General features: G+C 40.7%; 24 protein-coding genes. 10 read left to right on the plus strand and 14 right to left on the minus strand.

Annotated elements, in window-relative coordinates:
- Window positions 1-188: 188 nt before the first annotated feature.
- A complete protein-coding gene (locus NL42_RS01155; protein ID WP_461311459.1) occupies window positions 189-1,061 on the minus strand; it encodes a pirin family protein in 873 nt (290 codons plus the stop codon).
- A 277-nt stretch (window positions 1,062-1,338) separates the two neighbouring features.
- Here NL42_RS01155 and ycaC point away from each other — a divergent pair, with 277 nt between their 5' ends.
- Together ycaC and NL42_RS01165 are read left to right on the plus strand one after the other, a co-directional pair.
- Window positions 1,339-1,965 (plus strand): isochorismate family cysteine hydrolase YcaC, encoded by a 627-nt coding sequence (gene ycaC, locus NL42_RS01160; protein WP_002052204.1) that lies wholly within the window; start codon window positions 1,339-1,341, stop codon window positions 1,963-1,965.
- Window positions 1,966-2,019: 54 nt separating this feature from the next.
- A complete protein-coding gene (locus NL42_RS01165; RefSeq protein WP_461311470.1) occupies window positions 2,020-2,961 on the plus strand; it encodes a LysR substrate-binding domain-containing protein in 942 nt (313 codons plus the stop codon).
- A 17-nt stretch (window positions 2,962-2,978) separates the two neighbouring features.
- Here NL42_RS01165 and NL42_RS01170 read toward each other — a convergent pair whose 3' ends face one another.
- Window positions 2,979-3,899, minus strand: a complete 921-nt coding sequence (locus NL42_RS01170; protein ID WP_461311460.1) for a LysR substrate-binding domain-containing protein — start codon at window positions 3,897-3,899, stop codon at window positions 2,979-2,981.
- A gap of 169 nt (window positions 3,900-4,068) precedes the next feature.
- On the opposite strand from NL42_RS01170, the gene NL42_RS01175 reads away from it, so the two are divergent.
- Window positions 4,069-4,746, plus strand: a complete 678-nt coding sequence (locus NL42_RS01175) for an isochorismatase family protein (RefSeq protein ID WP_003653987.1) — start codon at window positions 4,069-4,071, stop codon at window positions 4,744-4,746.
- 117 nt (window positions 4,747-4,863) lie between these two features.
- On the opposite strand, the gene NL42_RS01180 is transcribed toward NL42_RS01175, so the two are convergent.
- Both NL42_RS01180 and gabT read right to left on the minus strand, forming a co-directional pair.
- The gene (locus NL42_RS01180; protein WP_461311461.1) at window positions 4,864-6,312 is read right to left on the minus strand and encodes an NAD-dependent succinate-semialdehyde dehydrogenase; all 1,449 of its coding nucleotides are present in this window, start codon (window positions 6,310-6,312) and stop codon (window positions 4,864-4,866) included.
- A complete protein-coding gene (gene gabT, locus NL42_RS01185) occupies window positions 6,309-7,601 on the minus strand; it encodes a 4-aminobutyrate--2-oxoglutarate transaminase (protein ID WP_461311462.1) in 1,293 nt (430 codons plus the stop codon). Before gabT ends, NL42_RS01180 begins: the two co-directional genes overlap by 4 nt.
- A 156-nt stretch (window positions 7,602-7,757) precedes the next feature.
- On the opposite strand from gabT, the gene pdxR reads away from it, so the two are divergent.
- The gene (pdxR, locus tag NL42_RS01190) at window positions 7,758-9,257 is read left to right on the plus strand and encodes a MocR-like pyridoxine biosynthesis transcription factor PdxR (RefSeq protein WP_461311463.1); all 1,500 of its coding nucleotides are present in this window, start codon (window positions 7,758-7,760) and stop codon (window positions 9,255-9,257) included.
- Between the two features lie 69 nt (window positions 9,258-9,326).
- Here the strand turns inward: pdxR and NL42_RS01195 are convergent, their stop codons facing one another.
- Both NL42_RS01195 and NL42_RS01200 read right to left on the minus strand, forming a co-directional pair.
- Complete coding sequence (locus NL42_RS01195) at window positions 9,327-10,769, minus strand: amino acid permease (protein WP_461311464.1); 1,443 nt, start codon at window positions 10,767-10,769, stop codon at window positions 9,327-9,329.
- A 327-nt stretch (window positions 10,770-11,096) separates the two neighbouring features.
- Window positions 11,097-11,645: a helix-turn-helix domain-containing protein gene (locus NL42_RS01200; RefSeq protein ID WP_004789974.1), complete on the minus strand. Its 549-nt coding sequence runs from the start codon at window positions 11,643-11,645 to the stop codon at window positions 11,097-11,099.
- A gap of 68 nt (window positions 11,646-11,713) precedes the next feature.
- On the opposite strand from NL42_RS01200, the gene NL42_RS01205 reads away from it, so the two are divergent.
- The gene (locus NL42_RS01205; RefSeq protein WP_107880477.1) at window positions 11,714-12,409 is read left to right on the plus strand and encodes an AzlC family ABC transporter permease; all 696 of its coding nucleotides are present in this window, start codon (window positions 11,714-11,716) and stop codon (window positions 12,407-12,409) included.
- Window positions 12,406-12,729, plus strand: coding sequence for an AzlD domain-containing protein (locus NL42_RS01210; protein WP_016139905.1), 324 nt, complete (start codon window positions 12,406-12,408; stop codon window positions 12,727-12,729). Before NL42_RS01205 ends, NL42_RS01210 begins: the two co-directional genes overlap by 4 nt.
- Before the next feature lie 39 nt (window positions 12,730-12,768).
- On the opposite strand, the gene ssb is transcribed toward NL42_RS01210, so the two are convergent.
- The 3 genes from ssb to NL42_RS01225 form a co-directional block, all read right to left on the minus strand.
- Window positions 12,769-13,362 (minus strand): single-stranded DNA-binding protein, encoded by a 594-nt coding sequence (ssb, locus tag NL42_RS01215; RefSeq protein ID WP_004639902.1) that lies wholly within the window; start codon window positions 13,360-13,362, stop codon window positions 12,769-12,771.
- Window positions 13,363-13,413: 51 nt separating this feature from the next.
- Window positions 13,414-14,778 carry an MFS transporter gene (locus NL42_RS01220; protein WP_348948554.1) on the minus strand — a complete coding sequence of 455 codons (1,365 nt, stop codon included), beginning with the start codon at window positions 14,776-14,778 and terminating at the stop codon, window positions 13,414-13,416.
- A 148-nt stretch (window positions 14,779-14,926) separates the two neighbouring features.
- Window positions 14,927-16,009 (minus strand): DUF475 domain-containing protein, encoded by a 1,083-nt coding sequence (locus NL42_RS01225; RefSeq protein ID WP_312325372.1) that lies wholly within the window; start codon window positions 16,007-16,009, stop codon window positions 14,927-14,929.
- Window positions 16,010-16,271: 262 nt separating this feature from the next.
- Here NL42_RS01225 and tenA point away from each other — a divergent pair, with 262 nt between their 5' ends.
- The 3 genes from tenA (at window position 16,272) to NL42_RS01240 (ending at window position 18,293) form a co-directional block, all read left to right on the plus strand.
- Window positions 16,272-16,946: a thiaminase II gene (gene tenA / locus NL42_RS01230; protein WP_461311465.1), complete on the plus strand. Its 675-nt coding sequence runs from the start codon at window positions 16,272-16,274 to the stop codon at window positions 16,944-16,946.
- A 66-nt stretch (window positions 16,947-17,012) separates the two neighbouring features.
- On the plus strand, window positions 17,013-17,384 hold the full coding sequence (locus NL42_RS01235; protein WP_003654012.1) for a MerR family transcriptional regulator: 372 nt from the start codon (window positions 17,013-17,015) through the stop codon (window positions 17,382-17,384).
- A 102-nt stretch (window positions 17,385-17,486) separates the two neighbouring features.
- Entirely contained in the window at window positions 17,487-18,293 is an 807-nt protein-coding gene (locus NL42_RS01240) for an SDR family NAD(P)-dependent oxidoreductase (RefSeq protein WP_461311466.1), read from the plus strand.
- A 42-nt stretch (window positions 18,294-18,335) separates the two neighbouring features.
- Here the strand turns inward: NL42_RS01240 and NL42_RS01245 are convergent, their stop codons facing one another.
- The 4 genes from NL42_RS01245 to NL42_RS01260 all read right to left on the minus strand — a co-directional run bounded on the left by NL42_RS01245 (window position 18,336) and on the right by NL42_RS01260 (window position 20,732).
- Window positions 18,336-18,677 carry a GlpM family protein gene (locus NL42_RS01245; protein ID WP_004639912.1) on the minus strand — a complete coding sequence of 114 codons (342 nt, stop codon included), beginning with the start codon at window positions 18,675-18,677 and terminating at the stop codon, window positions 18,336-18,338.
- A gap of 52 nt (window positions 18,678-18,729) precedes the next feature.
- Window positions 18,730-19,083: a DUF1304 domain-containing protein gene (locus tag NL42_RS01250; RefSeq protein WP_002053763.1), complete on the minus strand. Its 354-nt coding sequence runs from the start codon at window positions 19,081-19,083 to the stop codon at window positions 18,730-18,732.
- 65 nt (window positions 19,084-19,148) lie between these two features.
- Complete coding sequence (locus NL42_RS01255; RefSeq protein WP_461311467.1) at window positions 19,149-20,126, minus strand: zinc-binding dehydrogenase; 978 nt, start codon at window positions 20,124-20,126, stop codon at window positions 19,149-19,151.
- Window positions 20,127-20,129: 3 nt separating this feature from the next.
- On the minus strand, window positions 20,130-20,732 hold the full coding sequence (locus NL42_RS01260) for a TetR/AcrR family transcriptional regulator (protein ID WP_461311468.1): 603 nt from the start codon (window positions 20,730-20,732) through the stop codon (window positions 20,130-20,132).
- Window positions 20,733-21,027: 295 nt separating this feature from the next.
- On the opposite strand from NL42_RS01260, the gene uvrA reads away from it, so the two are divergent.
- Window positions 21,028-23,859: an excinuclease ABC subunit UvrA gene (gene uvrA, locus NL42_RS01265; protein WP_092708390.1), complete on the plus strand. Its 2,832-nt coding sequence runs from the start codon at window positions 21,028-21,030 to the stop codon at window positions 23,857-23,859.
- 38 nt (window positions 23,860-23,897) lie between these two features.
- Here the strand turns inward: uvrA and NL42_RS01270 are convergent, their stop codons facing one another.
- Window positions 23,898-25,607, minus strand: a complete 1,710-nt coding sequence (locus NL42_RS01270) for a GGDEF domain-containing protein (RefSeq protein ID WP_461311469.1) — start codon at window positions 25,605-25,607, stop codon at window positions 23,898-23,900.
- Between the last annotated feature and the right edge of the window lie 324 nt (window positions 25,608-25,931).

Raw genomic sequence — 25,931 nt, forward strand, 5'->3', positions numbered from 1 at the left:
CAACTATCTTTTTTTGCGATATCATAGAGCCACAATAATGAGAACCAAGTCACATAAAACAATGCCGCAACAACAATGAAAACCATCATAAAAACAGAACCTTTACAGCGAAAAAGCCCGCTATTCACACTTGATAGCGGGCTTTTTATTACTTTGCTTTAATAGCGAATTAAGCTCTATTAAACAATTTATCCTTCTTGCATGAGTGAACCAAATTTTCCACGATTAAAATCATTAATCGCTTCCATAATCTCGGCTTTGGTATTCATCACGAATGGACCATAACCTTCAATTGGCTCATTAAGCGGTTGACCAGTTAACACCAAGAATTTAGTGTCTTCTTCTGCACTTAACGTGAAATCAACACCCTCACGAGACAAAATCGCAACGGTTTTGCCTTCAAGACGATTTGCATCATTGACCACAACTGCACCATCTAACACCACAACAAGCGTCGTATGACCTTCAGGTACATAGAGAGTATGTTTTTGGCCTTTAGCCAATTTACCATCCCATACATTTAATGGACTAAATGTAGTTGCAGCACCTTTTGCATCTGCATATTCGCCTGCAATCACACGTAAATGGCTACCATGCTCGTCTAGTGCAATGTTTGGAATATCTTTCGCTTCAATTGCTTGATATTTTCCAGGTGTCATTTTTGAATGAGCCGGTAAATTTACCCATAATTGCACCATTTCAAAAAGACCACCATGCTCTGCAAATTCAGGAGAATGGAACTCTTCATGTAACACGCCTGCACCCGCAGTCATCCATTGCACGTCACCAGTTTTAATGGTTCCGCCGCCACCGCTTGAGTCTTTATGAGTCACTTCACCTTGGTAGGCGATTGTTACGGTTTCAAAGCCACGGTGTGGATGCGAACCTACACCTTGCTGCTCAGCCGTTGGTGAGAAAGTATAAGGCGCTGCGTAATCTAGTAGTAAAAATGGGCTAAGGGTTTGGCCTAAACGGTCATAAGAGAATATGTTATATACAGGGAAACCATCACCCACCCAATGCATCTGGTTATTTTGATATGCACCAAGAAATTTCTTCATCTGATCTCTCCTATATATGTAGGATTTTCTTGAACTGGGATTGATTTTACGCCTCAATAATTGCAGTTTATAGATCAGGATTAGCAACACATTATTTCATCTATGAGACAATCATAAAGTTTGAGGTGCTCTTTTTAAGATCGTCCTATTTTTAAAATTCTTAATCCTATTTTTTAGACTTAATCACGACATAAAACTCAATTAGCATAATTTTAGGCAATGATGACCTAACTTAATAATTTTTAATTATTCATTTTGATAACACGAGGAAATAAAAATGGCTCAAGATTACGTGCGTTTAGACAAGGATAATGCTGCGGTTCTTTTAGTTGACCACCAAGCAGGTTTACTTTCTTTAGTTCGAGATATCGATCCAGATAAATTTAAAAATAACGTATTAGCGCTTGCAGATGCAGCCAAATATTTCAATTTACCTACTATTCTTACTACCAGTTTTGAAAATGGTCCAAACGGTCCTTTAGTTCCAGAATTAAAAGAACTTTTTCCTGATGCACCATTTATTCCACGTCCGGGTCAAATCAATGCATGGGACAATGAAGATTTCGTAAAAGCTGTAAAAGCGACAGGTAAAAAACAACTGATTATTGCGGGTGTAGTCACTGAAGTTTGTGTGGCATTCCCTGCTTTATCTGCATTAGCAGAAGGCTTCGAAGTATTTGTGATTACTGATGCTTCTGGTACTTTCAATGAATTAACACGTGATGCTGCTTGGGACCGTATGTCTAAAGCAGGTGCTCAGCTTATGACTTGGTTCGGTATGGCATGTGAGTTACACCGTGACTGGCGTAATGATGTGGAAGGTCTTGGTGCACTCTTCTCAAATCATATTCCTGATTATCGCAACCTGATGACCAGCTATAGCTTTAATACATCGCAAAAATAAGTTCAATTACCAAGATTAGAGTGCTTTAAGCATTCTAATCTTGAATTTAAATGGATTGATCTGACATTGATAAGCTCTTTTGATGATTTTTATTATTTCTATTTAGTCGTAAAACACGGCGGCTTTAGTGCGGCCAGTGAAGCTGAGAATATTAGTAAATCTAAGCTTAGCCGACGGATTATTGACCTTGAAAGTAAATTTAATGTCAGCCTGATTCAAAGAACGACCCGACACTTTAAAGTGACCGACTTGGGTCAAGAGTTCTATGAAGAATGCTGCAAAGTTATAGCTCAAGTTGAATGTGCAGAAAACGTTTTGTTAAAGCAAAAAAGTGAACCTCAAGGTTTAGTAAAAGTAAGCTGCCCACCGCTTATGATGCATTTTCAAATTAGAAAAATTTTAAATCAGTTTTTAAAAACCTATCCAAAAGTTGAGATTGCACTCGAGCTGACAAGCCGTCGGGTAGATATTTTGCATGATGATATCGACCTTGCTATTCGGACCAATTTCGAACCCAATGAAGATTCGAATTTAATTGTTCGTGATGTGATTAAAACCGACCACTGTCTAGTGGCTTCGCCCGAATTACTTCAAGGCCGTACTATTGAGAATTATTCCGAATTACAAGACTTTCCAAGTATCAGCTTAGGTACTCAAAAACAAAACCCTGTTTGGCATTTATGCAATATTCGTAATGGTGAATCGGTTGATGTGCCTTATCAACCACGAATCAAAAGTAATGACTTAGCAGGTGTCTACTATGCCGTGATGGATGGTTTAGGCATTGCTGACCTTCCTTTTTTAACTGTTGAATCGGAAATTCGTAAAGGCACACTTGTTCATATTCTTCCTGACTGGAAGTCAAATATTGGCATGCTACAACTGGTTTATGTGTCTAGAAAAGGCCAACGTCTTGTAGTTGAAAAACTCATTGAAACGCTGATTGAAGAACTGCGACGTTTGCCTGAAAGCACTCAAGGTTATTCATTTTCATAATGCATTGAGTACTTCTTTTAGTAGAGAACAGATGCATTCTGTTTGAGTTCTTTAAACTTTGCTACAAGAAAATCAATTAACAACTTTACTGAAGGCAACAATCCACGCCTGCTTGTATACACCAAATGAATCATTTCAGGAGGAAATTGCCATTCAGGCAATACGTTCACGAGTGTTCCTTTAGCAAGATCTTCATAGACCACAAGTTCTGGTAATTTTGCTACCCCCAATCCTTGTAACGTGGCGTTTCTTAAAGCAGTTAAATCCGTAGTAGTGAACCGAGGGTAGCATTTTACTGTAGCTTCTTGTTGGTCTTGAGAATAAACATGCCATGCATATTCGGGTGCAAAAGATTCCATCATTAAAATAGGCCAATCGGCTAATTGCTCAGGTCTTGAGATTGAAAAATATCGACTGGTTAAATTAGGACTAGCAACAACAAACTGCCGAGCCAAAGCCAGCTCACGAACAATAGAATCACTATCTGGTAAAGGCAAAGGCCGAATTCGAATGGCCAAATCAAATCTTTCATCAATCAGGTCGACTCTTCGGTTTGTCGCCTCTATATGTAGTTTAATTTTAGGATAAAGCGCCAGAAATTCATTGAGCATTTCACTCACATTAATGTGCAGTAAGTTTGTTGGACAAGACAATTTAATTAGGCCACGTGGTTCCGCTGTTAAATATTCAATCGCCTCTTCTGCTGCCTCTGCTTCAATCAGCATTGCCTTACAGTGTTGGTAATAAATCTTGCCCACCTCAGTAATCGAGACTTGGCGGGTTGTTCTATTGAGTAACTTCACACCAAGCCGATTTTCTAGTTCTGCCATACGTCGGCTTAATAAAGACTTGGTCACCATCAACTCGTGACTCGCAGCTGAAAAACCGCCGCAATCAATAATCTTTACGAAAAAAAAGAGGTCATTTAAGTCTTTCATCTGGTCATCCTGACATATCACATATTAATCACAGTGTATTTCAGCAAGCTGAATATAAAACATACCATATTGTTCTTCATGCATGACAATGATTTCTATTTTAGATATTTTTCGCCATTTATCCTATTTGTAATATGAATTACACCCTCATCAACGAGAGCATATAACAATGACAACTCCAGCAAACTTCAATGGTCAACGTCCAGTCATCGATCCAGATGATTCAGTCATGCTTTTGATCGACCACCAAAGTGGTCTATTTCAAACTGTAGCAGACATGCCAATGACCGAATTACGTGCTCGTGCAGCAGCATTAGCTAAAATCGCAAGCTTGTCGAATATTCCAGTGATTACAACCGCTTCTGTCCCACAAGGTCCAAATGGCCCCCTTATTCCAGAAATTCACGCAAATGCACCTCATGCACAATATGTCGCCCGTAAAGGTGAAATCAATGCTTGGGACAATCCTGAATTTGTAGCTGCAGTAAAGGCTACTGGCCGTAAGACTCTTATTATTGCAGGGACAATTACCAGCGTTTGTATGGCTTTTCCAGCAATTAGCGCGGTTGCAGAAGGATATAAAGTTTTTGCAGTGGTTGATGCTTCAGGAACTTATAGCAAAATGGCGGAAGAAATTACGTTAGCGCGTGTTGTTCAAGCTGGTGTAGTTCCTATGGATACGGCAGCAGTTGCTTCTGAAATTCAAAAAACATGGAATCGAGATGACGCACTTGAATGGGCACAAGTTTATACTCAAATTTTCCCTGCCTATCAGCTACTGATTGAAAGCTATACCAAAGCTCAAGAAGTGATTAAAAATAGCGAAGTTTTAGACTCAGCACGCTAAGTCCAGATCTTATCTAAAAAAACCGGTCATGAATGGGCATGACCGGTTTTTTCTGAAACATCACATACAGCATAACTGCATGCTTTCGTTCAGAACAAAACGAACTCGCTTTGTTCCTTACTCAGATAAGTCTACGCAGAGGTATTTCATTTCGACATATTCTTCAATGCCGAATTTTGAACCTTCACGACCTAGACCTGACTGTTTTACGCCACCAAACGGAGCCACTTCATTTGAAATTGCGCCTGTGTTAATGCCGACCATACCGTACTCAAGTGCTTCACCTACTCGCCATTGACGAGCTGTGCTTTGAGTAAACAAATAAGCAGCTAAACCGAACTCAGTATCGTTCGCCATTGCCACTGCTTCATCTTCAGTTTTAAAACGGAAGAGTGGTGCAAGTGGACCAAAAGTTTCTTCTTTAGATACTTTCATGTCTTGCGTTACGCCAGTTAACACAGTCGGTTCAAAGAATGTGCCACCTAGTGCCGAGCGTTGACCACCAATACGAACTGTCGCGCCTTTCTCGGTTGCATCTGCAATATGAGACTGAACTTTTGCAATCGCATCTTCATCAATTAAAGGTCCTTGAGTTGAACCTTCTTGACGGCCATCACCCACTTTCAATTTAGACACAGCTTCAACCAAACGGTCTGCCAACGCATCATAAATACCGTCTTGAACATAAATACGGTTAGCGCAAACACAGGTCTGACCGCTGTTGCGATATTTACTTGCCATAATGCCCTGAACAGCTTGTTCAAGATTGGCATCGTCAAATACCACAACTGGTGCATTACCACCAAGTTCAAGTGAAAGTTTCTTAATGGTTGGCGCACATTGTTGCATCAAGATACGACCAACTTGGGTTGAACCCGTGAAGCTTAACTTACGAACAATATCGCTTTCGCATAGAGTTTTACCCACTTCAACCGCATCACCACTAATGTTAATTAAAACATCTGCTGGTAAGCCAGCCTGTAATGCTAATACTTCAAGCGCATAGGCAGTTAACGGCGTTTGTTCTGCTGGCTTAACCAACATTGAACAACCCGCAGCAATTGCTGGACCTGCTTTACGCGTAATCATGGCCGCTGGAAAATTCCACGGCGTAATTGCAGCGGTAACACCAATCGCTTGTTTAATCACGAGCAAGCGTTGGTTTGGCAAAGTTGGCGTTAACACTTCACCATCAACACGGCGAGCTTGCTCAGCAAACCAACGGATGAATGATGCTGCATAACCAATTTCACCACGTGCTTCTGCCAATGGTTTACCTTGCTCAGCCGTTAAAATCTGAGCGATATTTTCTTTGTGCTCAAGCATGAGGTTGTACCATGCCAATAACACATCAGCACGAGCCAAGGCAGTTTGCTTTTTCCAAGCAGCCTGCGCTTTTGCTGAACGATTAATTGCGGCTTCAACCCCTGCGCGGTCATAGGTTTTAACCCATGCCAAAGTTTCACCCGTAGCAGCATCATTTACCTCGATATAATCATTTGATGCAGGTGCTTCTAATGAAATATCAGGATGTTTTAATAAATACTGCAAATTATTTTGAATCATGCAGATTGCTCCATCGCTTTTGCACTCCCTGCTTTGAGTGTCGTAAAACCTTGTTTCAGGATATCAAGACCTTGACGGAATTGCTCAGCAGGAATGGTTAATGGATATAAGAAACGAATTACATTACCGTATTTACCACAAGTAAGAAGTAACAACCCATTTTCCATTGCATAGTTTTGTACAACTTTTGCTTGCTCAGCAGTTTCAAGCTCTACAGCAACCATTGAACCTAATGCACGAATATCAGTCACTACATTGCCTGTTGCTTGCTGAATGTCTTTAAGCGAAACAACCAACTCAGCGCCTAGCTCATTTGCACGGTCGCATAAGTTTTCTTCTTCAATCGCATCAATCACTGCATGCGCGGCAGCAACGGCAATCGGGCTACCTGCATAAGTACCACCTAATCCACCTGGGTTTGGTGCATCCATCACTTCTGCACGGCCAACTACACCCGAAATTGGGAAACCACCGCCCAAGCTTTTCGCCATCGTGATCAAGTCAGCTTTAGTCTCGTAATGGTTCATTGCAAACAATTTACCAGTACGTGCAAAACCAGACTGAACTTCATCTGCTACCAATAAAATACCGTGCTTATCACAAATTGCGCGTAAACGTTTTAAGAACTCGGCTGGTACAATATGGAAGCCGCCTTCACCTTGTACTGGCTCAAGCACAATCGCTGCAACATCATGCGGTGCAATATCTTCACTGAAAATATCTTCAACGCTTTCAATTGCCGCGTCTACTGAAATACCTTTTGCAGGCACAGGGTAACGTGCGTGGAACACACCCGCTGGCATAACACCGAAATCACGTTTGTAAGGTGCAGTTTTACCTGTCATTGCCATGGTCATGAATGAACGACCATGGAAACCGTTACCAAAAGTGATAATGCCGTGACGACCAGTGTAACAACGGGCAATCTTCACCGCATTTTCAACAGCTTCTGCACCTGTTGTGAAAAAAGCAGACTTCGCAGGACCCGCAATTGGTGCACGTTCATTAATACGCTCAGCTAAAGCGACATAGCTCTCATAAGGTGTAACTTGATAGGCAGTATGAGTAAATTTAGTGAGTTGTTCAGTTACCGCTGCAATCACTTTAGGGTGGCGATGGCCTGTATTTAAAACCGCGATACCACCAGCAAAGTCGATAAATTGGTTGCCTTCCTTGTCCCAAAGCGTGGCATTTTCAGCTTTTTCAGCGTACCACTGACACATCACGCCTACACCACGTGGAGTTGCTTGCTGTTTACGTGCGTTAAGTGCAGAATGTTGATTATCCATTTGATTCCCTCATATTTTTCATCATCAGTTGCAGCTTTGGTTTTTACATCCTGTGCTTAATTTTCAGGGTGCTTTACAACAACTGCCTATGCATGTAATTTCGCTCGTCTGGCGGCAACTGACGAGAGCCATTTTTTAACTGTAGGAGAGAGCCAATTGCGTAGTTTACTTGGAGATCATTTGTTACAACGGCTCCAACAGGACATCGAGGGTAAACTCCATCAGCGACTTTTTCGTTGTCTACGCGCTGCCATTATTGATGGAGTGGTTCAACCAAAAACGCGCTTGCCCGCTTCACGCGATTTGGCCAGTGAAATTCATGTTTCAAGAAATACAGTTCTTACAGCTTATGAGCAACTACAGGCTGAAGGCTATTTAGAAGCACGTACAGGCCATGGCACATGGGTTGCAGAGAAACTACCCGAAAGCTTTTTAAATACAAAAAATGAAAAAAAGAACACCAATATTCATAAGGTTCAAAACTCTTATGCGCTATCGCAACGCGGTTCAAATTTATTAGGCTATGCCGCAGCCTCTCCACATCAATGGGGTGCATTTGTGCCTGGAGCTCCGGACGTTACCGAGTTTCCACATCATATTTTTAGTCGTATTCAAGCAAAATTAAGCCGTGAGCCAGACATTAACCGCCTTATCTATAGCAACGCGGGCGGATGTATTGAACTTCGAAGTGCGTTGGCAGACTACTTACGGGTTGCCCGTTCAGTTCAGTGTGATGCTGACCAGATTATTATTACCGAAGGTATTCACCAAGCGATTGATTTAGTCTCACGTGCACTTAGCGATATTGGTGATCGCATCTGGATTGAAGATCCGGGCTATTGGGGAATGCGCAACATGCTACGTATTAATGGCGTAGATATTCAACCCATGCCAGTCGATGCCGAAGGCATTATCCCCGAAGAAAATCCAGCAAAGCCGCCCAAGTTAATTTTTGTCACGCCATCACACCAATATCCACTAGGTTCGCATTTAAGCCTAGATCGCCGACGCAAATTGATTGAGATTGCCCGCCAGCACAATAGCTGGATTGTAGAAGATGATTACGACAGTGAGTTCCGTTTCTCAGGCCAACCATATCCGTCTTTACAAGGCTTAGAAAATGATGCACCTGTGCTGTACATGGGCACGTTCAGTAAAACCATTTATCCATCTTTAAGAATTGGCTATCTGGTGGTGCCTAAGCCGCTCTTTTCACCGCTACGTATTGTGGCAGCTGAGCTTTATCGTGGTGGACATTTACTTGAGCAAAAGGCCCTAGCAGAATTTATTCGTGAAGGTCATTACGAGGCGCATATTCGTCGTATGCGTTTACTTTACGGAAAGAGACGCGATTATTTAGTCAGTCTGATTAAACGCTATCTTGGCCCCGAATTTATTCATGAATATGACGAAGCGGCAGGATTACACTTAGTTTTAAAATTGCCAAACTCTTGCGATGATGTCGCGATTGCAGCAACCGCACTCGAACGGGGTGTCAAAGTTCGCCCACTTTCACAGTACTACATGCAATCGCATGCTCACGCAGAGCGCGGCTTACTCATGGGCTTTGCCTGTGTAAATGAAAAAGACATGGTGATGGCTTTTGGTGTATTGCTCCAGTGCTTACGTGAAGCGGGTGTACAAACAATTAATTAAGTCTGTTTTTGCCCCCCAATCAATAAAAAAAGAGCCTCAAAATGGGACTCTTTTTTTATTCTGAAAATACTAAACTAAATTTTCTTCTTGAGTATGAGTGAGATGGGTTGTTCTACGCTCTTTACCCCACCCTAGTTTTTCCGACAATATTCCAAAAAACACAATAATGCCGAACAATGCTGTGGTGTAAATCACTTCTTTAAAATATGTACCTTCAATCAACATGGTAAGAATTGCACCAATAATTGCAAAGATCACTACATAAGTTAAGTAAGGGAACATCCACATTTTAAAGTCAATTTTAACGCCTTCAGCTTCGAGTTTTTTACGCATACGGAGCTGAGAATAGGCAATCGTCAGGTACACATACAGTGTTGCTGCACCCGTCGTCAGCATGAAAAAGTCATAAACATCCATACTCTTAGTCGCAGTTAAAACCACGGCAATCAAAGAGAAGAAGCATGACACAATCACACCAATCCACGGACTGCTTTTGCTGTTTACAGAGCCAAAACTTTTTGGGGCATCACCACGTTTAGCCAACGAAAATAGCATACGTGAACAGGTATAAAGTGCTGAGTTAAAGCAACTACATACAGACGTTAAAACCACAAAGTTTACGATATGGCGTGCACCCGGAATACCAAGTGCACTTAACGTTACGCTATAGGTTCCCCAAGTCGAATCTTTCAAAAGTTCATTGTTATGAGGAATGAGACATACCGCAACGAACATTGAGCCTACATAGAATAAAATAATTCGCCATACAACCGAGTTCGATGCTTTACGAATTTCTTTCGATGGATTTGCCGATTCTGCTGCTGCTACAGTGACAATTTCAGCACCAATATAGGCAAACATGACCCCAAGCAAGGCGGTAATAACGGATGAACCACCATTAGGCATAAAGCCTTGAGAGGTTAGATTACTAATACCTGAAGCAGCTGGATTGCCCCAAGGCCACAAATGCATGATGGCTAAACTACCAATCACAAGGAAAATAACAATCGCAATAACTTTGATGAGCGCAAACCAGAACTCAAATTCGCCATAGTTTTTCACGTTTTGTAAATTGACTGCGACCAATGCACCAATCACGACAACCATATAGGCCCAGATCGGTATAAATGGGAACCAATTATTTAAAATTTTACCTGCCACATAGGCTTCCCATCCCATGAGCATTGCGAGCGTACACCAATACAACCAGCCAATTGAAAAACCGGCCCAACGACCAATTGCACGGTCAGCATATGTTGAAAAAGAGCCACTATCAGGGTTTAAAACGGCCATCTCGCCTAACATACGCATGATGAACCAAACGAGTAGACCACCCAAAGCATAGGTTAGAAAAACTACAGGTCCAGTATTGTAAATAATACTGCCCGAGCCCACGAATAAAGAGCCACCAATTACCCCTGCAATCGAGATCATCGTTAAGTGGCGTGATTTGAGTCCATGTTTTAAACTTTGGGAGTGATTGGCTTCAGAACCATTTTGATGAGCTGCCATATCATTTTCCTTAATATATGGAGGATATCGGCTAGTCTCGGAAAACCTCCGAAGCCAAAAAATATCCCCTAAAAATTTAGCCGTTCTGCCCAATTCCTAAAACAGAAAAATCACTGAGCTTATCCGGCGCTTCCGTATGCATACTTCCAATGGCTTTAATTTGTCGTTTCGGCAGTCAAGAAACGAGAGCCATTTTTGGAATAAAAGAGAGAGCCAATTGCAAAATTTATACGCAAAATTGGCTCTTTTTGTCTGAAATGCTGGTAAATGGTTTTAAGTTTTTATTCTGAAAATAATTAAGTTTTACTTTAATAAGATTGGAATTCTTTAGTTTTGTTCAGAAATTAATAACGCTTTTGTACCTGTTTCCAAGGCTCTAAAGATATGTTTCTGGTCGGCAGGGTAACAAATATAATCTCCGACACCGAGCTCAACAGCTTCATCAATTAAACCCACCAAAGCTTTACCTTCGACCACAATAATGTGTTCCACAGAACCAACTGGATGAGGTTCTGAAAGACGGTCTTCACCTGGCTCAACAATCAGTAAATACACATCACGGCGGGCATGTGGCGGACAAGTTGCCAATAAAATGGCCTTGTAATTAGCAATCTCTGAACTCACTGTTGGACCATCGCCACAGCGAATGACTTGTACCTGATTGCTCGGTTCTTCCATCAAACGTGCAAATGGAATATTTAACGCCACACAAAGTGCCCATAAGGTTTCAATGCTTGGATTACCTTGACCAGCTTCTAGTTGAGAAAGTGTAGACTTGGCAACGCCTGCACGACGGGCAACCTCTGCCAAAGAAAGCCCTGCTCTTTGACGTTCACGATTTAAACCTTTGGCAATAATTTCAATTGGCTGAGACATTCACCACATCCGTTCTATAAAAAAAACGATCGTTCGTTTTGACAAAACAATCAGACTTATTCATTATAATGGAAAATCGTTCATTATATCATACTATGTCAACATACGCTCTCATTAAGAAACTTAGTAAAGACACCACCCGCTCGATTTTCTTTGTCTGTCTAGCAACCAGTGTTGTTGGTATGTCTTTAGGTTCACTCGCCGCAAGTTATGGCTTAGCGCTCTGGATCCCGCTTTGCCTATCTGTATTTGTGCTCGCAGGAACTGCTGAATTTATTTTTATTGGATTCTTGGCTGTAGGTGGTAGCCCGATTGCTGCTGCAATTGCAGGACTACTCGTCAATTTAAGACATCTGCCTTTTGGTATTGCGGTCAATGAATTAATCAGAGGTAAATTCTCTCGATATTTCGGGGCTCATATCATGAACGATGAAAGCGTTTTATTTGGCATGGCACAGCCCGATTTCGAGACAAAAAAAGCCGCTTACTGGCTATGTGGTATAGGTATCATGCTCACTTGGCCACTTGGTGTCACTGCGGGTTATTTTATTGGAAGCGCTATTCCAGACCCAAAAACATTTGGTCTAGATGCCATTTTCCCTGCCATTTTAATTGCACTTACTTTTAATGCTTTAAAGAATAAATCTACTCGAAAAGCTGCATTTGCTGGGTCAACTTTGGCACTGATTACCACACCTTTTTTAGCCTCAGGACTTCCAATTCTGATTTCACTTTTTGGCTTAATATTTGGTAGAAAAAAATGAATCAACAATTACTCATTATTTTGGGCATAGGCTTGCTAGCACTTGGAACATATGGGATCCGTTTTGCTGGTTTTCACTTGGGTGCCAAGTTTACTTTTTCTGAAAAATACCAAGTTTTACTCTCAAATGGCGCAACGGTTTTACTGTGCGCTATTGCAGTGACGACGACATTTTTTGAAGGCCAACATTTCGCAGGTTTTGCGCGTATATTCGGCGTTGGACTAGCGCTTTTCTTGGTCTGGAAAAAAGTACCGCTTTTATTGGTGATTTGCTTAGCAGCGGCTGGCACGGCCCTGATACGTTTGCTTGGAATTGAGTAATAAAAAAGGCGAGATAAACTCGCCTTTTTTAAACTTTGATTAGAACGGTAAATCGTCGTCTAAATCAGCTGGTGCAGACGCAGGCTGTTGTGGTGCTTTAGGAGCAAAGCCACCACCTTGCGGGCTGTTGCCACCATTACCAAAACCAGCTGGGTTGCTGCCATAGCCGCCACCACTATTTTGGTTATAACCACCACCTTGGTTATTATTATTTTGATAACCATTACCACCTTGTTGAGGTGCGTTAAAACGTGGTTGATTAAAATCATTACCGCCAGCGAAACCTTGTTCACCTTGTTGACGGCCATCTAACATTTGCATCTGTTCGCCACGAATTTCTGTTGTATAGCGCTCTTGGCCATTTTGATCAGTCCACTGACGCGTGCGTAATGAACCTTCAATATAAACCTTAGAACCTTTACGTAGGAACTGCTGAGCAATTTCCCCTAAACGGTTATGCAAAACAATACGGTGCCATTCAGTTTGTTCTTTACGCTCACCTGAAGTTTTATCGGTCCAAGCTTCACTTGTCGCGATTGAAAATTGAGTCAGCGAACCCCCATTTGGAAAAGTTTTTGTTTCAGGATCACGACCCAAAGTACCAACCAAAATAACCTTATTTACACCACGCATTAGCTGTCTTCATCCTATACATTTCTATGTTTTACTTTATAAGAGTTATGCTTAAATGGCTACCTCTTTACCGAACAACTGCGTTAAATCACGTCGCGCAGCCTCATCAAGAGTCTGTTTATCGACTTTAATATAAGCAACTTGCTGGTCAGGCATCACCACAACTTCTTCTATACCACGAATTGCCAATAGCTGTGTGGTCCACTCATTCACCTGTTGCACTTGCGGTAATGGCAACACAATCGATGACAAATACCGCGGCTGAGCTAAACCAAAACTAATTAGCAACCATATTATAGCAATCCCTGTTAAGACACTCCATCCAATCGCAGTATTATGTAACATCAATAATTGACCACCTAGTGTACCGCCAAAAAAAGCACCTAAAAACTGACTACTGGCATTTACGCCCATAGCAGTTGCTTTTGACTGAATTGGAGCACATTTTGATAACCACGATGGCAATAAAGCTTCCATCACATTAAACGCAATGAAGAAAATACCTAGGCCTGCGAGTAATACATATTTTGATTGATAACCAAATATAAGCAGCAACAAACCTGCAATAATGCCTGTAATGGCAGTTAAGAAAATGCCTCGCATTTTGCGATATTTTTCAGCCACGATAATGCTTGGAAATGCAAAAAACAGGCTAATGACTAATAGTGGCAGATACACCAGACCATGGCTCGCCAGAGGAATATGCGCAAACTCGATGAGCTGTGAAGGCACATAAATAAACATGGCTGTAAGCAATAAATGCAATGCAAAAACAGAAACGTGTAAACGGTTTAAATCACCCATTTGAATGACTTGCTTAAGCTGCGCCATATAGCCTTGCTGATAATTACGATGATGACGAGTTACTTTAGGTACAAGCAATAACATCAAAATCGCGATTAAACCCATAATGGTCGTGACAAAGAACAAACCAGAAATGCCGACAAGACTTGTGAGCCAAGGCCCTAGACTAAACGCCACCACAAAAGACAGACCAATACTCATGCCCATCGCGGCCATGGCTTTAGTACGTTGCTCTTCGCGTGTAACATCGGCTAAAAGTGCCATCACGACTGCTGAAACTGCACCTGCACCTGCTATGGCACGGCCAATAATCACCCCATAAATCGTGTCAGATAACCCAGCAATTGCACCGCCAATTGCAAACAGCAATAGGCCAAGCACCACGAGAGGTTTACGACTAAAACGGTCAGCAAGCAAGCTAAATGGAATTTGTAAAATAGCCTGACTTAAACCATAGACGCCCACCGCCAAACCAATGAGTGCTGGAGTCGCATATTGATATGACTGCCCGACTACAGAAAAGACAGGAATAATCATGAACAAACCCAACATGCGTAGCGCAAAAATACTACTTAAGGCAAAAGTTGAGCGACGTTCCAAAGCATTCATCATATCAATACACGTTTATCAAACTAGGCAAATTATAAGCCGATTCGTTTCTAAAAATACGGGACACTTTATTTAAATTAACGATTTCAGCTTTAAAAAAATAAAGAGGCATTTAGCCTCTTTATTCTAAACAACTTTACTGAAAATTAGCTTAAGGCGACTGTTGCTCGCGCTTCGTATATTGAATTGAAGCAATAACAGCCCACACAATAAACGCTACACCAATTAAACCAGTCACAACTTCTGGCACATGTACGCCTGTACCACTTGCAATCATAATGAATGCTAAAGCACCAATTGCGTAATGCGCACCATGCTCTAAGAACACGTAAGCATCTAGCGTGCCTTTTTCAACAAGGTAAACTGTCATTGAACGGACAAAAATAGCACCGATCGCAAGACCTAGCATAATCACAACAACGTCGCTGGTAATTGCAAAAGCACCGATCACACCATCAAAACTGAATGATGCATCTAATACTTCAAGATATAAGAAACCACCTAAACCAGCTTTAACTACGCCAGACGCAGCACCTGAACCATCTTGTAATACAGCATTACCATTTTCATCAATTTCAGGCTCACCACCTAACAAATGACTTAATACTTCAACGCCAATGTAAACCACAATGCCCCAAATACCAGCCATGGTCACTGCTAAACGTTGGTGGTCATCTACATAACCGGCCATCACAATTAAAGCGATCAAAGCAATAAAAACAGACATTGCAGGTACGCTAGCTAAACTTGAAAGTTTAGATTCAAGCCATCTGAACCAATGCGTTTCTTTTTCATCATCAAAGAAGAAGTTTAAGAAAACCAATAATAAGAATGTTCCACCAAAAGCTGAAATTTCAGCGTGGTGCGCCATTAAGCGCTCAGAATAAGTTTTCGGATCATTGAGTGCCAATTTTGCCACTTCAATAACACCCATATCAGCGGTTACAGCAACAATCACGACAGGGAAAATCAAACGCATACCAAAAACGGCGATTAAAATACCTACCGTTAAAAAGATCATTTTCCAGAACGGATCCCAATTACGTAGAACCGATGCATTCACGACAGCATTGTCAAAAGATAAAGAGACCTCCATTACCGCTAAAATGGCTGTAATCGTTAAAGCTTTAAGCATGGTAGACACGCCAGCTTCAGGTCCATGGGTAAAACCCCAATACGCGGATAGTGCTAAACACACCACCGTAAAAAATATCGAAAATCGGAAATGCTTCATGGATCAGACCTATACCAAGAACTAAATTTAATCTTTCTTAAAACCGCGGCTATTATATCGATAATTAACCACAAAACGATGTTGTTTTGTGCCGTTATTCCCGTTACTTTATCTCTATGTTTAATAAAGAAATTTATAATTTTCAATTAACTTGTTAATCGTATTAAATATTTTCTTGCGATATATCTATCATTATTATTTTTGTATTTTAAAATTGATTTAAAATCCGGTTCAGCTGTCTTATTTTAAATGGAATGATTTTATGCTTTTTTCTCAAGAACTTTGGCAACGTAATTTAAATTTATATCAAAAAATTCTAGACCTGCCTTTTAATCAGGAACTTGCCAGTGGAACTTTAGATAAAGAAGCGTTTTGTCATTATGTGATTCAAGATGCTCAATATTTAGTGGCCTATGGCCGCGTGCTTGCTGTAGCAGCAGCAAAGGCTTTTGATGCTGACGATATCATGCAATTTTCAGATGCAGCAAAAATTGCAATTGTGGTGGAACGCAGTTTGCATGATGACTTCATGAAAAACTTTGGGGTAACCAAAGAAGAATTTAAAAATACACCATTAACTTTGGCAGGCCATCATTACACTTCATTTTTAACCGCAACTGCTTGGTCTGAAAGCTATCCTGTCGTGCTTGCAGCACTCTTACCCTGCTTCTGGATTTATGCCGAAGTCGGTAAAGACATTGTAGATAAATCAATTCCTAATAATCCTTACCAAGCATGGATTGATACCTATGCAGGTGAAGAGTTCCATATAGCCGTTCGTAATGTGATTGCGACAGTAGATAAAGTTGCCGCACGTTGTGATGCTGATACTTTAGAGAAAATGCATGCCGCATACACCATGGGTGCAAAACTTGAGTGGTTATTTTGGGATAGCGCCTACCACAAAAGACAATGGTTAGGTTTAGATCATATTTAAAACTTCAAAAGAATCGGTCAGATGGTTCAATACTCTGATCGATTTTCACTAAAATGCGAGACAGATATGTATATCGGCGAATTAGCATCTTTAACTGGAGCCACTCCTAAAGCCATTCGGCATTATGAGAAATTAGGCTTGCTACCTGTGGCAAAAAGAAAGGGAAATTATCGTATTTATGAAGCGATTGATGTTCAATCAGTTAAGATGATTCGCCTCGCGCAAGCTGTCGGATTTAGCCTTTCAGAACTATATGACTTGTCAGCTTTAAAATATAAAAATAATCGATTTCCTGTAGAAGTTGCACAACAGCTCATTCAGAAAAAGAATCAACAAATTATTGAGCAAAAAGCAGCGTTAACGCGTTTACAAGAAGATTTAAAGCAACTGGAGAATGAGATTATTCAAACTTATATTACCAATAAGATTTCGGCTTAAAACAGCTCATTAAAATTTGAAATAGCTTTCAAAATTAGTACTTGACTCTGACCTTAGGGTAAAGGTTTATCGTAATGACTTCGTTTATTACGGATAAATAAAATGAGCGCTCATCTTTCTACATTTAAAAATTCAACAGCATTAATTACAGGAGCATCTTCAGGAATAGGCAAAGCCTATGCTCAGAAACTTGCATCTTTAGGAATTCATTTAATTTTAACGGCGCGCTCAGAACAGAAACTGAATGATTTAGCAGATGAACTCAGAAAAAAATATAACGTGAATGTTGAGGTGATCGTTTTAGATTTAGCTCAAGCCAATTCAGCTCAAATATTATTTGATGAAGTGCAGGCTAGAAAATTATCGGTAGAAATTTTAATTAACAATGCAGGATTTGGAAAATGGACTAAATTTCTAGATCAATCTGTATCTACCTATCAAGAAATGATCACGCTGAATATCAGCAGCGTAACGTCTTTATGTTATTTATTCTTGCCTCACATGCTTGCTAACAAAAAAGGCATCATGATTAATATTTCATCTACCGGAGCATTCCAACCTCTCCCCTACATTGCTGTTTATGGGGCAAGTAAATCTTACGTATTACAATTTACTGAGGCGCTGGCAGGAGAATATTCATCTTTGGGTGTTAAATTTCTGGCAGTTTGTCCGGGCAATACGGAAACCAATTTTACTCAGGTGGCAAATGCCGATACGAGTGGCATGAAAAGCTCTACAGTCGACGATGTTGTATCTGCAACGGTTAAAGCATTAGATAAGAATAAAGCAACGGTTGTGGTGGGATGTAGCAACTATTTGACGTCTCAATTGCCTCGAATTCTTTCTCGCCAAAAGATGATTAATTTAGTTGAAGGCATGCTTAAAACCCGCGTTATCGATCCGTCATAAAGCTAGTTCAATTTAAAAGATTAAGGGCTATCTCTTAATCTTTTAATGCTGAAATAGTTGCCAGCCATAAATTAAACCTGCCGCGGCAACCACCCAACACAGTGTTGCCAAACCTAGACATGACCACATCGACAGACGCGTTGCAAGTACATAGACCGCTACTAAATAAATGGCATATGGAATAAGTGACCATAGGCCAAACAGAGCTGTTTTCTGTAAAGCCTCAGCTCCTTTTTGCTGATAAACAATCACATGAGCAATCAAAGCGAATGTAGGAAAAAGCGGGACTAAACCTGCAATATAAAATGCCTTACTTTTCGATAAAATCGAAATAATGAGGACGACCCCTGCCCCCAACATACACTTTAAAAATAACGCCCACATGCGCTGATCCTACCTGATCATTTCCATATCAAAACGCTGTATTGTGCGCTTTTCAGAGAAAATTAACAGCGACCAAAGCAATCAGTGCTGGAACTGCCTGAATATAAATAATCTTTTTACTGGCAGTCAGACCACCATAAATACCCGCAATGAGTACACAGCCTAAAAAGAAGTTGGCAATTGAGGTGGCAAATGGTGCATCAGCCAATAAAGACCAAAACAAACCTGCCGCTAAAAAGCCATTATAAAGACCTTGGTTTTGTGCCATCACCTTGGTGAGTTTTGCTTTTTCTGCATTATTTCCAAATGCTTTCATGCCATAGGGCTTGTCCCACAAAAACATCTCTAGCACTAAAATATAGACATGTAATATGGCAATAAGCGCAATGAATATTTGTCCGATCATATAGTTTTCCTTTTTATTTTAAAGATATGAAAAAAGATCAGTCTCTCGACTGATCTTTTAGTGTGTTACGGTTTTAACAATACTTTGCCTTGGCGAGCACCTTGTGTTGCTCTTTGGGCAGCTGTTTTAATCTCATCAAAACTAAACACACCTTCTACAGGAAGGATTAATTTTTTCTGAGTTGCTAACGTTAATAACTCGACAATAAGCTCTTTTTTACGTTCTGCTGGCATTTCTTTGTTGACCACACTCGCCCAGAAACCTTTTACAGTTGCTTGTTTAAAGATGAGATCACCAGATGAAATTTGCATGGTTTCACCTGTCATACTTCCGAACGAAACCAATAGGCTATTTTCACTAAGCAAGTTCAGCATTTCACCACTCGCACTTCCACCAATCGAGTCCACGCCAGCAATTAAAGGTTGGTCACCGTGAATCTGTTTAACTTGCTCTTTCCAGTTTGGTTCATCAGTCGCAACAACATGTTGAATGCCTAATGCTTGCATCTCGGCAATTGCATCAGTACGACGAACTAGATTAATCACAGGTAAACCACGTGCCTGCGCAATCATCGCAACTGTTTTACCTACTGCACCGTTCGCTGTGTTTTGAATGAGCCATTGACCCGGTTGAACATTAACAAAATCTAAAAGCATGAGAGCACTAATTGGCATACCAATCAACTGCGCTGCTGTCTCATCATCAATTTCATTATTGAGTGGAATAAGCCCTTGAGCTGGTGCAATAAAGTATTCAGCCCAACTGCCATGCACAGCTGCAACTGCAATACGTTGGCCTACTTGTACATGAGTAACGCCTTCACCCAAAGCATCAACAATACCAACGGCTTCACTACCACCAATCGCAGGTAGAGTTGGCTTATAACCATAGCTTCCGCGTACTGTCCATACATCATGATTATGAATTGGAGACATGATGGTTTTAATACGCACTTCACTTGCTTTTGGTTCTGGCTTTGGCATATCCGCCTGCTCTAAAACGTCTACAGGTTCGCCAAAATTACCATGGATAATACTTCGCATTATTTATTCCTCTATCGGTTTTAAGAGATGTTGGGTCATTTCTAAAGCTAGATGTAGATGTGCTTTGTCTTGCGACAATTTTGTGAGTAAAGCTGCACCTAACCATAACTGATACATGACTTGCGCAGTTTTCAAAGGATCAATATGTTTTGGAATTGATCCTTCTTGTTGCCCTTCTTTGAGTAGCAAAGCCAGACGCTGCGTTAATTTGGATACACCGTCATTCAGAATTTGGCGCATATCTTCTGACAAATCAGAAACCTCTGCTGCCAACTTCACAATCAAGCAGTTTTCAGCCCAGCTGCCATATACTGGATCATCAATCCACGCCTGCCACAACGCCATTAAACGGGCATGAGCACTTTGCTCACTGTGCTGCCAAAGTTGTTCCATACGAACTTTATAATTGGCCATGTATTGCTCTAGCAAGGCACAACCAAACGCCTCTTTCGAAGCAAAGTAGTGATAGAACGAACCCTTGGGTACGTCACACGTCTTTAAAATTTCTTGCAAACCAACACCGACAAATCCTTTGTGTAATACCAGCTCAAAACTGGTATCCAAAATATGTTGTCGCGTGGTTTCACTTTTATTTAATCGTTTCATGCATACACAATACTCCACTATTAGACCAGTCGTCTAGTAAAATTATGTTGCTCATTAAAATTTGCTAAGAGTAGAAATCAAAAGAGAGGAATGTTAAAAATACAACCTACTTAATTAAACAAATTTTGTCGATTGTCGTTTAACCGTCACAATTTGTCGCTTTAAATCATTTTGTACCACTTGAACAATTTTAAATCGTTATCATATATAGGGTCTGTTGTTTATAACCAGTCGCACAACACAAGACTGATCAATCAACACCTAAATTTTCATCAATATATAATTGAGATGTTTTATGAGCCAAAGTCATATCCGTATTCGAGGCGCACGTACCCATAATTTAAAAAATGTGTCTCTCGATATTCCACGCGATAAATTTGTGGTAATTACGGGGTTATCAGGTTCAGGAAAATCTTCTCTTGCCTTCGATACCCTTTACGCCGAAGGACAACGCCGCTATGTTGAATCACTTTCAGCGTATGCCCGTCAGTTTTTATCGCAAATGGAAAAGCCTGAAGTAGACTCGATTGAAGGTTTATCTCCAGCGATTGCAATTGAGCAAAAATCTACCAGTCATAACCCACGATCGACAGTCGGTACTATTACTGAAATTTATGACTATTTGCGTTTACTCTATGCGCGTGTCGGTACGCCTTACTGCCCTGAACACGACTTGCCGATGGTTGCGCAAACTGTTTCTGAAATGGTCGATGCAGTAAAAACACTTGAAGAAGGCACAGCACTGATGTTGCTTGCCCCTGTAGTTCGTGAACGTAAAGGTGAATACAGCAACTTGTTCGAACAGCTACAAGGACAAGGTTTTGTTCGTGCGCGTGTTGATGGTGAAATCATTGATATTGATACGCCACCCGAACTCGACAAAAAGAAAAAGCACACCATCGAAGTTGTCGTTGACCGTTTTAAAGTACGTGAAGACTTAGGTAACCGTATTGCCGAATCATTTGAAACTGCATTACGTTTAGGTGGTGATATTGCTGTTTTGTCATGGATGAATGGCGAACACCCAGACCGCGTTTTTTCTGCAAAACACTCATGTCCTAAATGTGATCGAGCTGTAGCAGAACTTGAGCCTCGTTTATTTTCATTTAACAACCCGTTTGGTGCCTGCCCTGTTTGTGATGGGTTAGGTACTCGCAGTCATTTTAGCTCTGAAAAGCTCATTCCAAATCCTGAACTTGCGATTAGTGAAGGTGCTATCCGTGGCTGGGATCGTCAGCGTCCATATTACTATTCGATGCTACAAAAAGTTGCCGACCATTTTGGTTTCCAACTTGATACGCCTTGGAACCAGTTAGATAAAGATACTCAAAAGAAATTTTTACAAGGTACTGGCAAAGAAAAAGTCGATTTAAGTTATATCGATGAACGTGGCCGCAAACACACGCGCGTACAACCTTTTGAAGGAATTTTGCCGCACCTTGAACGTCGTTACCGTGAAACTGAAAGTAACTATGTCCGAGATGATTTAGCTCAATATTTATCTAATGCCGCTTGCGATGCCTGCGACGGTTCGCGTCTAAATGAAATTTCACGCAACGTTCGGGTCAAAGATAAGACGATTGCACAAATCACTAAGATGTCGATTGGTGATGCTGAAAACTATTATCAAGATCTCAATCTTGAAGGCGCTAAAGGCGAAATTGCCGATAAAATCTTTAAAGAGATTCGTGAACGTCTCCACTTTTTGGTGAGTGTTGGTCTGAACTATTTAAGTCTGGCCCGTTCTGCCGAAACGTTATCGGGTGGTGAAGCCCAGCGTATTCGTCTCGCTTCGCAAATTGGTGCAGGTTTGATGGGGGTGATGTATGTACTCGATGAACCATCGATCGGTCTGCATCAACGTGATAATGATCGCCTACTACAAACCTTAATTCGCTTACGTGATTTGGGTAATACCGTGCTTGTGGTTGAACACGATGAAGATGCAATTCGTGCTGCGGATCATATTATTGATATCGGACCTGGTGCAGGGATTCATGGCGGTGTCATTATCGGTGAAGGTAGCTATGACGAGATTGCGAGCAATAAAGACTCTCTTACAGGTCAATATCTTTCAGGCAGCCTAAAAATTGCGATACCTACGCAACGTACCCAATCACCACGCCCAGATGAATTCATCAAACTCTCTGGTGCAAGTGGTCATAACCTACAAAATGTCGATCTCACCATTCCACTTGGCATCATGACCTGTGTGACGGGCGTTTCAGGTTCAGGAAAGTCAACGTTAATTAATCGTACTTTATTACCTTTAGCTGCCACTCAACTCAATGGTGCAACTACGCTGACCGCAGAAAAGTTTGATTCGATTGATGGCTTACAGCATTTAGATAAAGTGGTTGATATTGACCAAAGTCCAATTGGTCGTACTCCACGTTCTAACCCTGCTACCTATACAGGTTTATTTACGCCAATCCGTGAATTATTTGCGCAAACGCCTGAAGCCAAAGCGCGTGGTTATAGCGCTGGTCGTTTCTCGTTTAACGTGAAAGGCGGACGCTGTGAAGCCTGTGAAGGCGACGGCATGATTAAAGTCGCGATGCACTTCTTACCTGATATGTATGTGCCTTGTGATGCGTGCCATGGCAAGCGTTATAACCGTGAAACTTTAGAAGTTGGTTATAAAGGCAAGAACATTTCAGACGTATTAGAAATGACCGTTGAAGATGCGGCTGAGTTCTTTAATGCAATTCCTGTGATTCATCGTCGTTTAGATACTTTAATGCAAGTAGGTCTGGGATATATTCGTTTAGGTCAAGCTGCAACGACACTTTCAGGCGGTGAAGCGCAACGCGTTAAATTAGCTCGCGAGTTAGCAAAACGAGATACGGGTAAAACCTTATATATCCTGGATGAGCCGACGACAGGCTTACATTTTCATGATATTGCCAAGCTACTCGACATTTTGTACGAGCTACGCAACAAGGGTAATACCATTGTAGTGATTGAACATAACCTTGATGTGATTAAAACAGCGGACTGGGTTGTCGACTTAGGCCCTGAAGGTGGTTCAGGCGGTGGGATGATCATTGCTGAAGGTACACCTGAACAAGTGGCCGAGGTTGAGATTTCCCACACTGGGCGCTTCTTAAAGCCGATGTTGAAGTAATTTATTAAATAAAAAGCCGGAAATCATTTCCGGCTTTCTTACCCCTCAACTGCATTTCGTCCTCGGGCTTTAGCTCTTAATAGTGAACGGTCAGCTTTCTCTAAAAGCTCGATCCAACTCGCCGCGCCTATCGCAAAACCAATACTGACAGACACATGCAATTTTTCATCTGAACCAGATAAACAAATCTCTTCTAAAGAAATCGCAATCCGAATTTTTTCAGCTAAAAGACGGGCATCTACAAATTGCACCTGTTCTAATAATATTAAAAACTCATCTCCGCCATAACGAACAATTAAATCCGAACTTCGAATATTTTGCTTTAATTGCTCGGCAATACTAACAATGACATGGTCACCCACAATATGCCCATATTGGTCATTCACCTGTTTAAAACGATCAATATCTATAATCATTAAACAGGTTTGCGTAAATTTTTGAGGGTAACTTTCAACAATTTTTAAATATTCAGATAAAGCTAGACGGTTGGACACACCAGTTAATGGATCTGTATTGGCAATATTCTTTAATTGAAATTCAAAAGCATCGCGTTGCTGCAACATACGCTGTAATCGATCAATCGCTTCAAACAGGGAAAGAAATTCACCTTTTGTTGTCATATTCATCTCATCTGTCCAATGATTAGAACTACGCGATAAATCTAAAATTAAAGTCCTTGCTTTTATTAAAGGAGAAAAAACCCTTCTTTGTGCATAATTGAGCGTAAGTAACGCTGTGGCTAAAGAAATTAAAGATATTAATAAAGTTAAAAGAAAACCTTTTCGGGCACTTATATTTTCTTGAGTTGCAATTGCTACACTTTCATCAAGAATATAACTTTGTAAATCAACCACTGTAGTAAATTTACCTACGATTGCTTCTGTCAATTGGGTGCCATTTAAATCATATGGCTCCCCTTTTTGGCTTTCATCTAATAGGTTTTGTACAATCGGAATACCCTTATCTATAAATTCTGATTTCACTCGGGCATATAACCGACGGTATTCGGGGGTCTTTGCCTGTTCAGGTTGCAAGGTATCGACCAAAATCCATAAATATCTAGATTGATGCTGAGTTTGTAGAGAGCGCGCGCGATTATTACTTGGAATTTCTTCATTAAAGCTTACAGGAGCAATAATATTAGACGCCATCCGTCCCGCTTGATCACGCATGTCCGTCAGAACAATAATGAGTGTAAAGTAATTAGAAATACGGCTATCTTTACTTTTTAGCTGCAACATTAGTTTTTGCAGTATTTCCCTACACTGATCCCAGACTCCAAACATTCCCAAAATGGCATTATCCATTTGAACAGAAGTTCTGGCTCCATAGGGAGTTTCACCGTAATAATCAACGACGCGTCGAGCTTGTCTAAGATTTTCTTTGAAATTGGTTTGCAACTCATTTGCTAGCGAAACATAACCAGCTTGTTTTAAAATAAGAATGCTTGTATCAATTTGCGTATCGACAGTTAAACGAAATTTTTTTAATTCTTGCTGATTCTTTAATAAATCACTAGGACTGCTCGACATCATTTTATTAGCTGGAGCACGCTCCTTAGAAATTTTATAGGCAATATCAGCTACTGCTCTTAAACTTTTTATTTCGGCTAAGGCCTGTCTAGTTTTTATATAATCCTGATAGCTTCCCACAATGAGGGGGATCGCCATGAATAATAAGGACAAAATAATAACCAGCATAAAAAAGAACAGTCGATTACTAATATGCTCTGAACGTAATCCTGACATTTCTAGCTGGTACTCCGTAAATGTCCTGCCATTTTTAATACGATATAAATTAGGCTTAAATTCATCCTAGCATTTTAATAACTAGAATTTCATCAATAAAACCTTCATTTCTCTTTTAATAATCATACGGCTTCTACATTTTAGTAAGCTTAAATAACTAGTATCGAAAAATTGAATGTTTTTTATAAAAAAACTCTATTTTACAGATGAAAGAAATTTAGTGATGATAGTAAAACATATTTAGTTATCCTCTTGGATGCGCTTCTCCCAGCATCCACTGCCCAGCTTTAAGCTGGGTTCTTTTTGGCCTAATATTTTTTTAAA

It is taken from the genome of Acinetobacter sp. GN11, assembly GCF_054823985.1.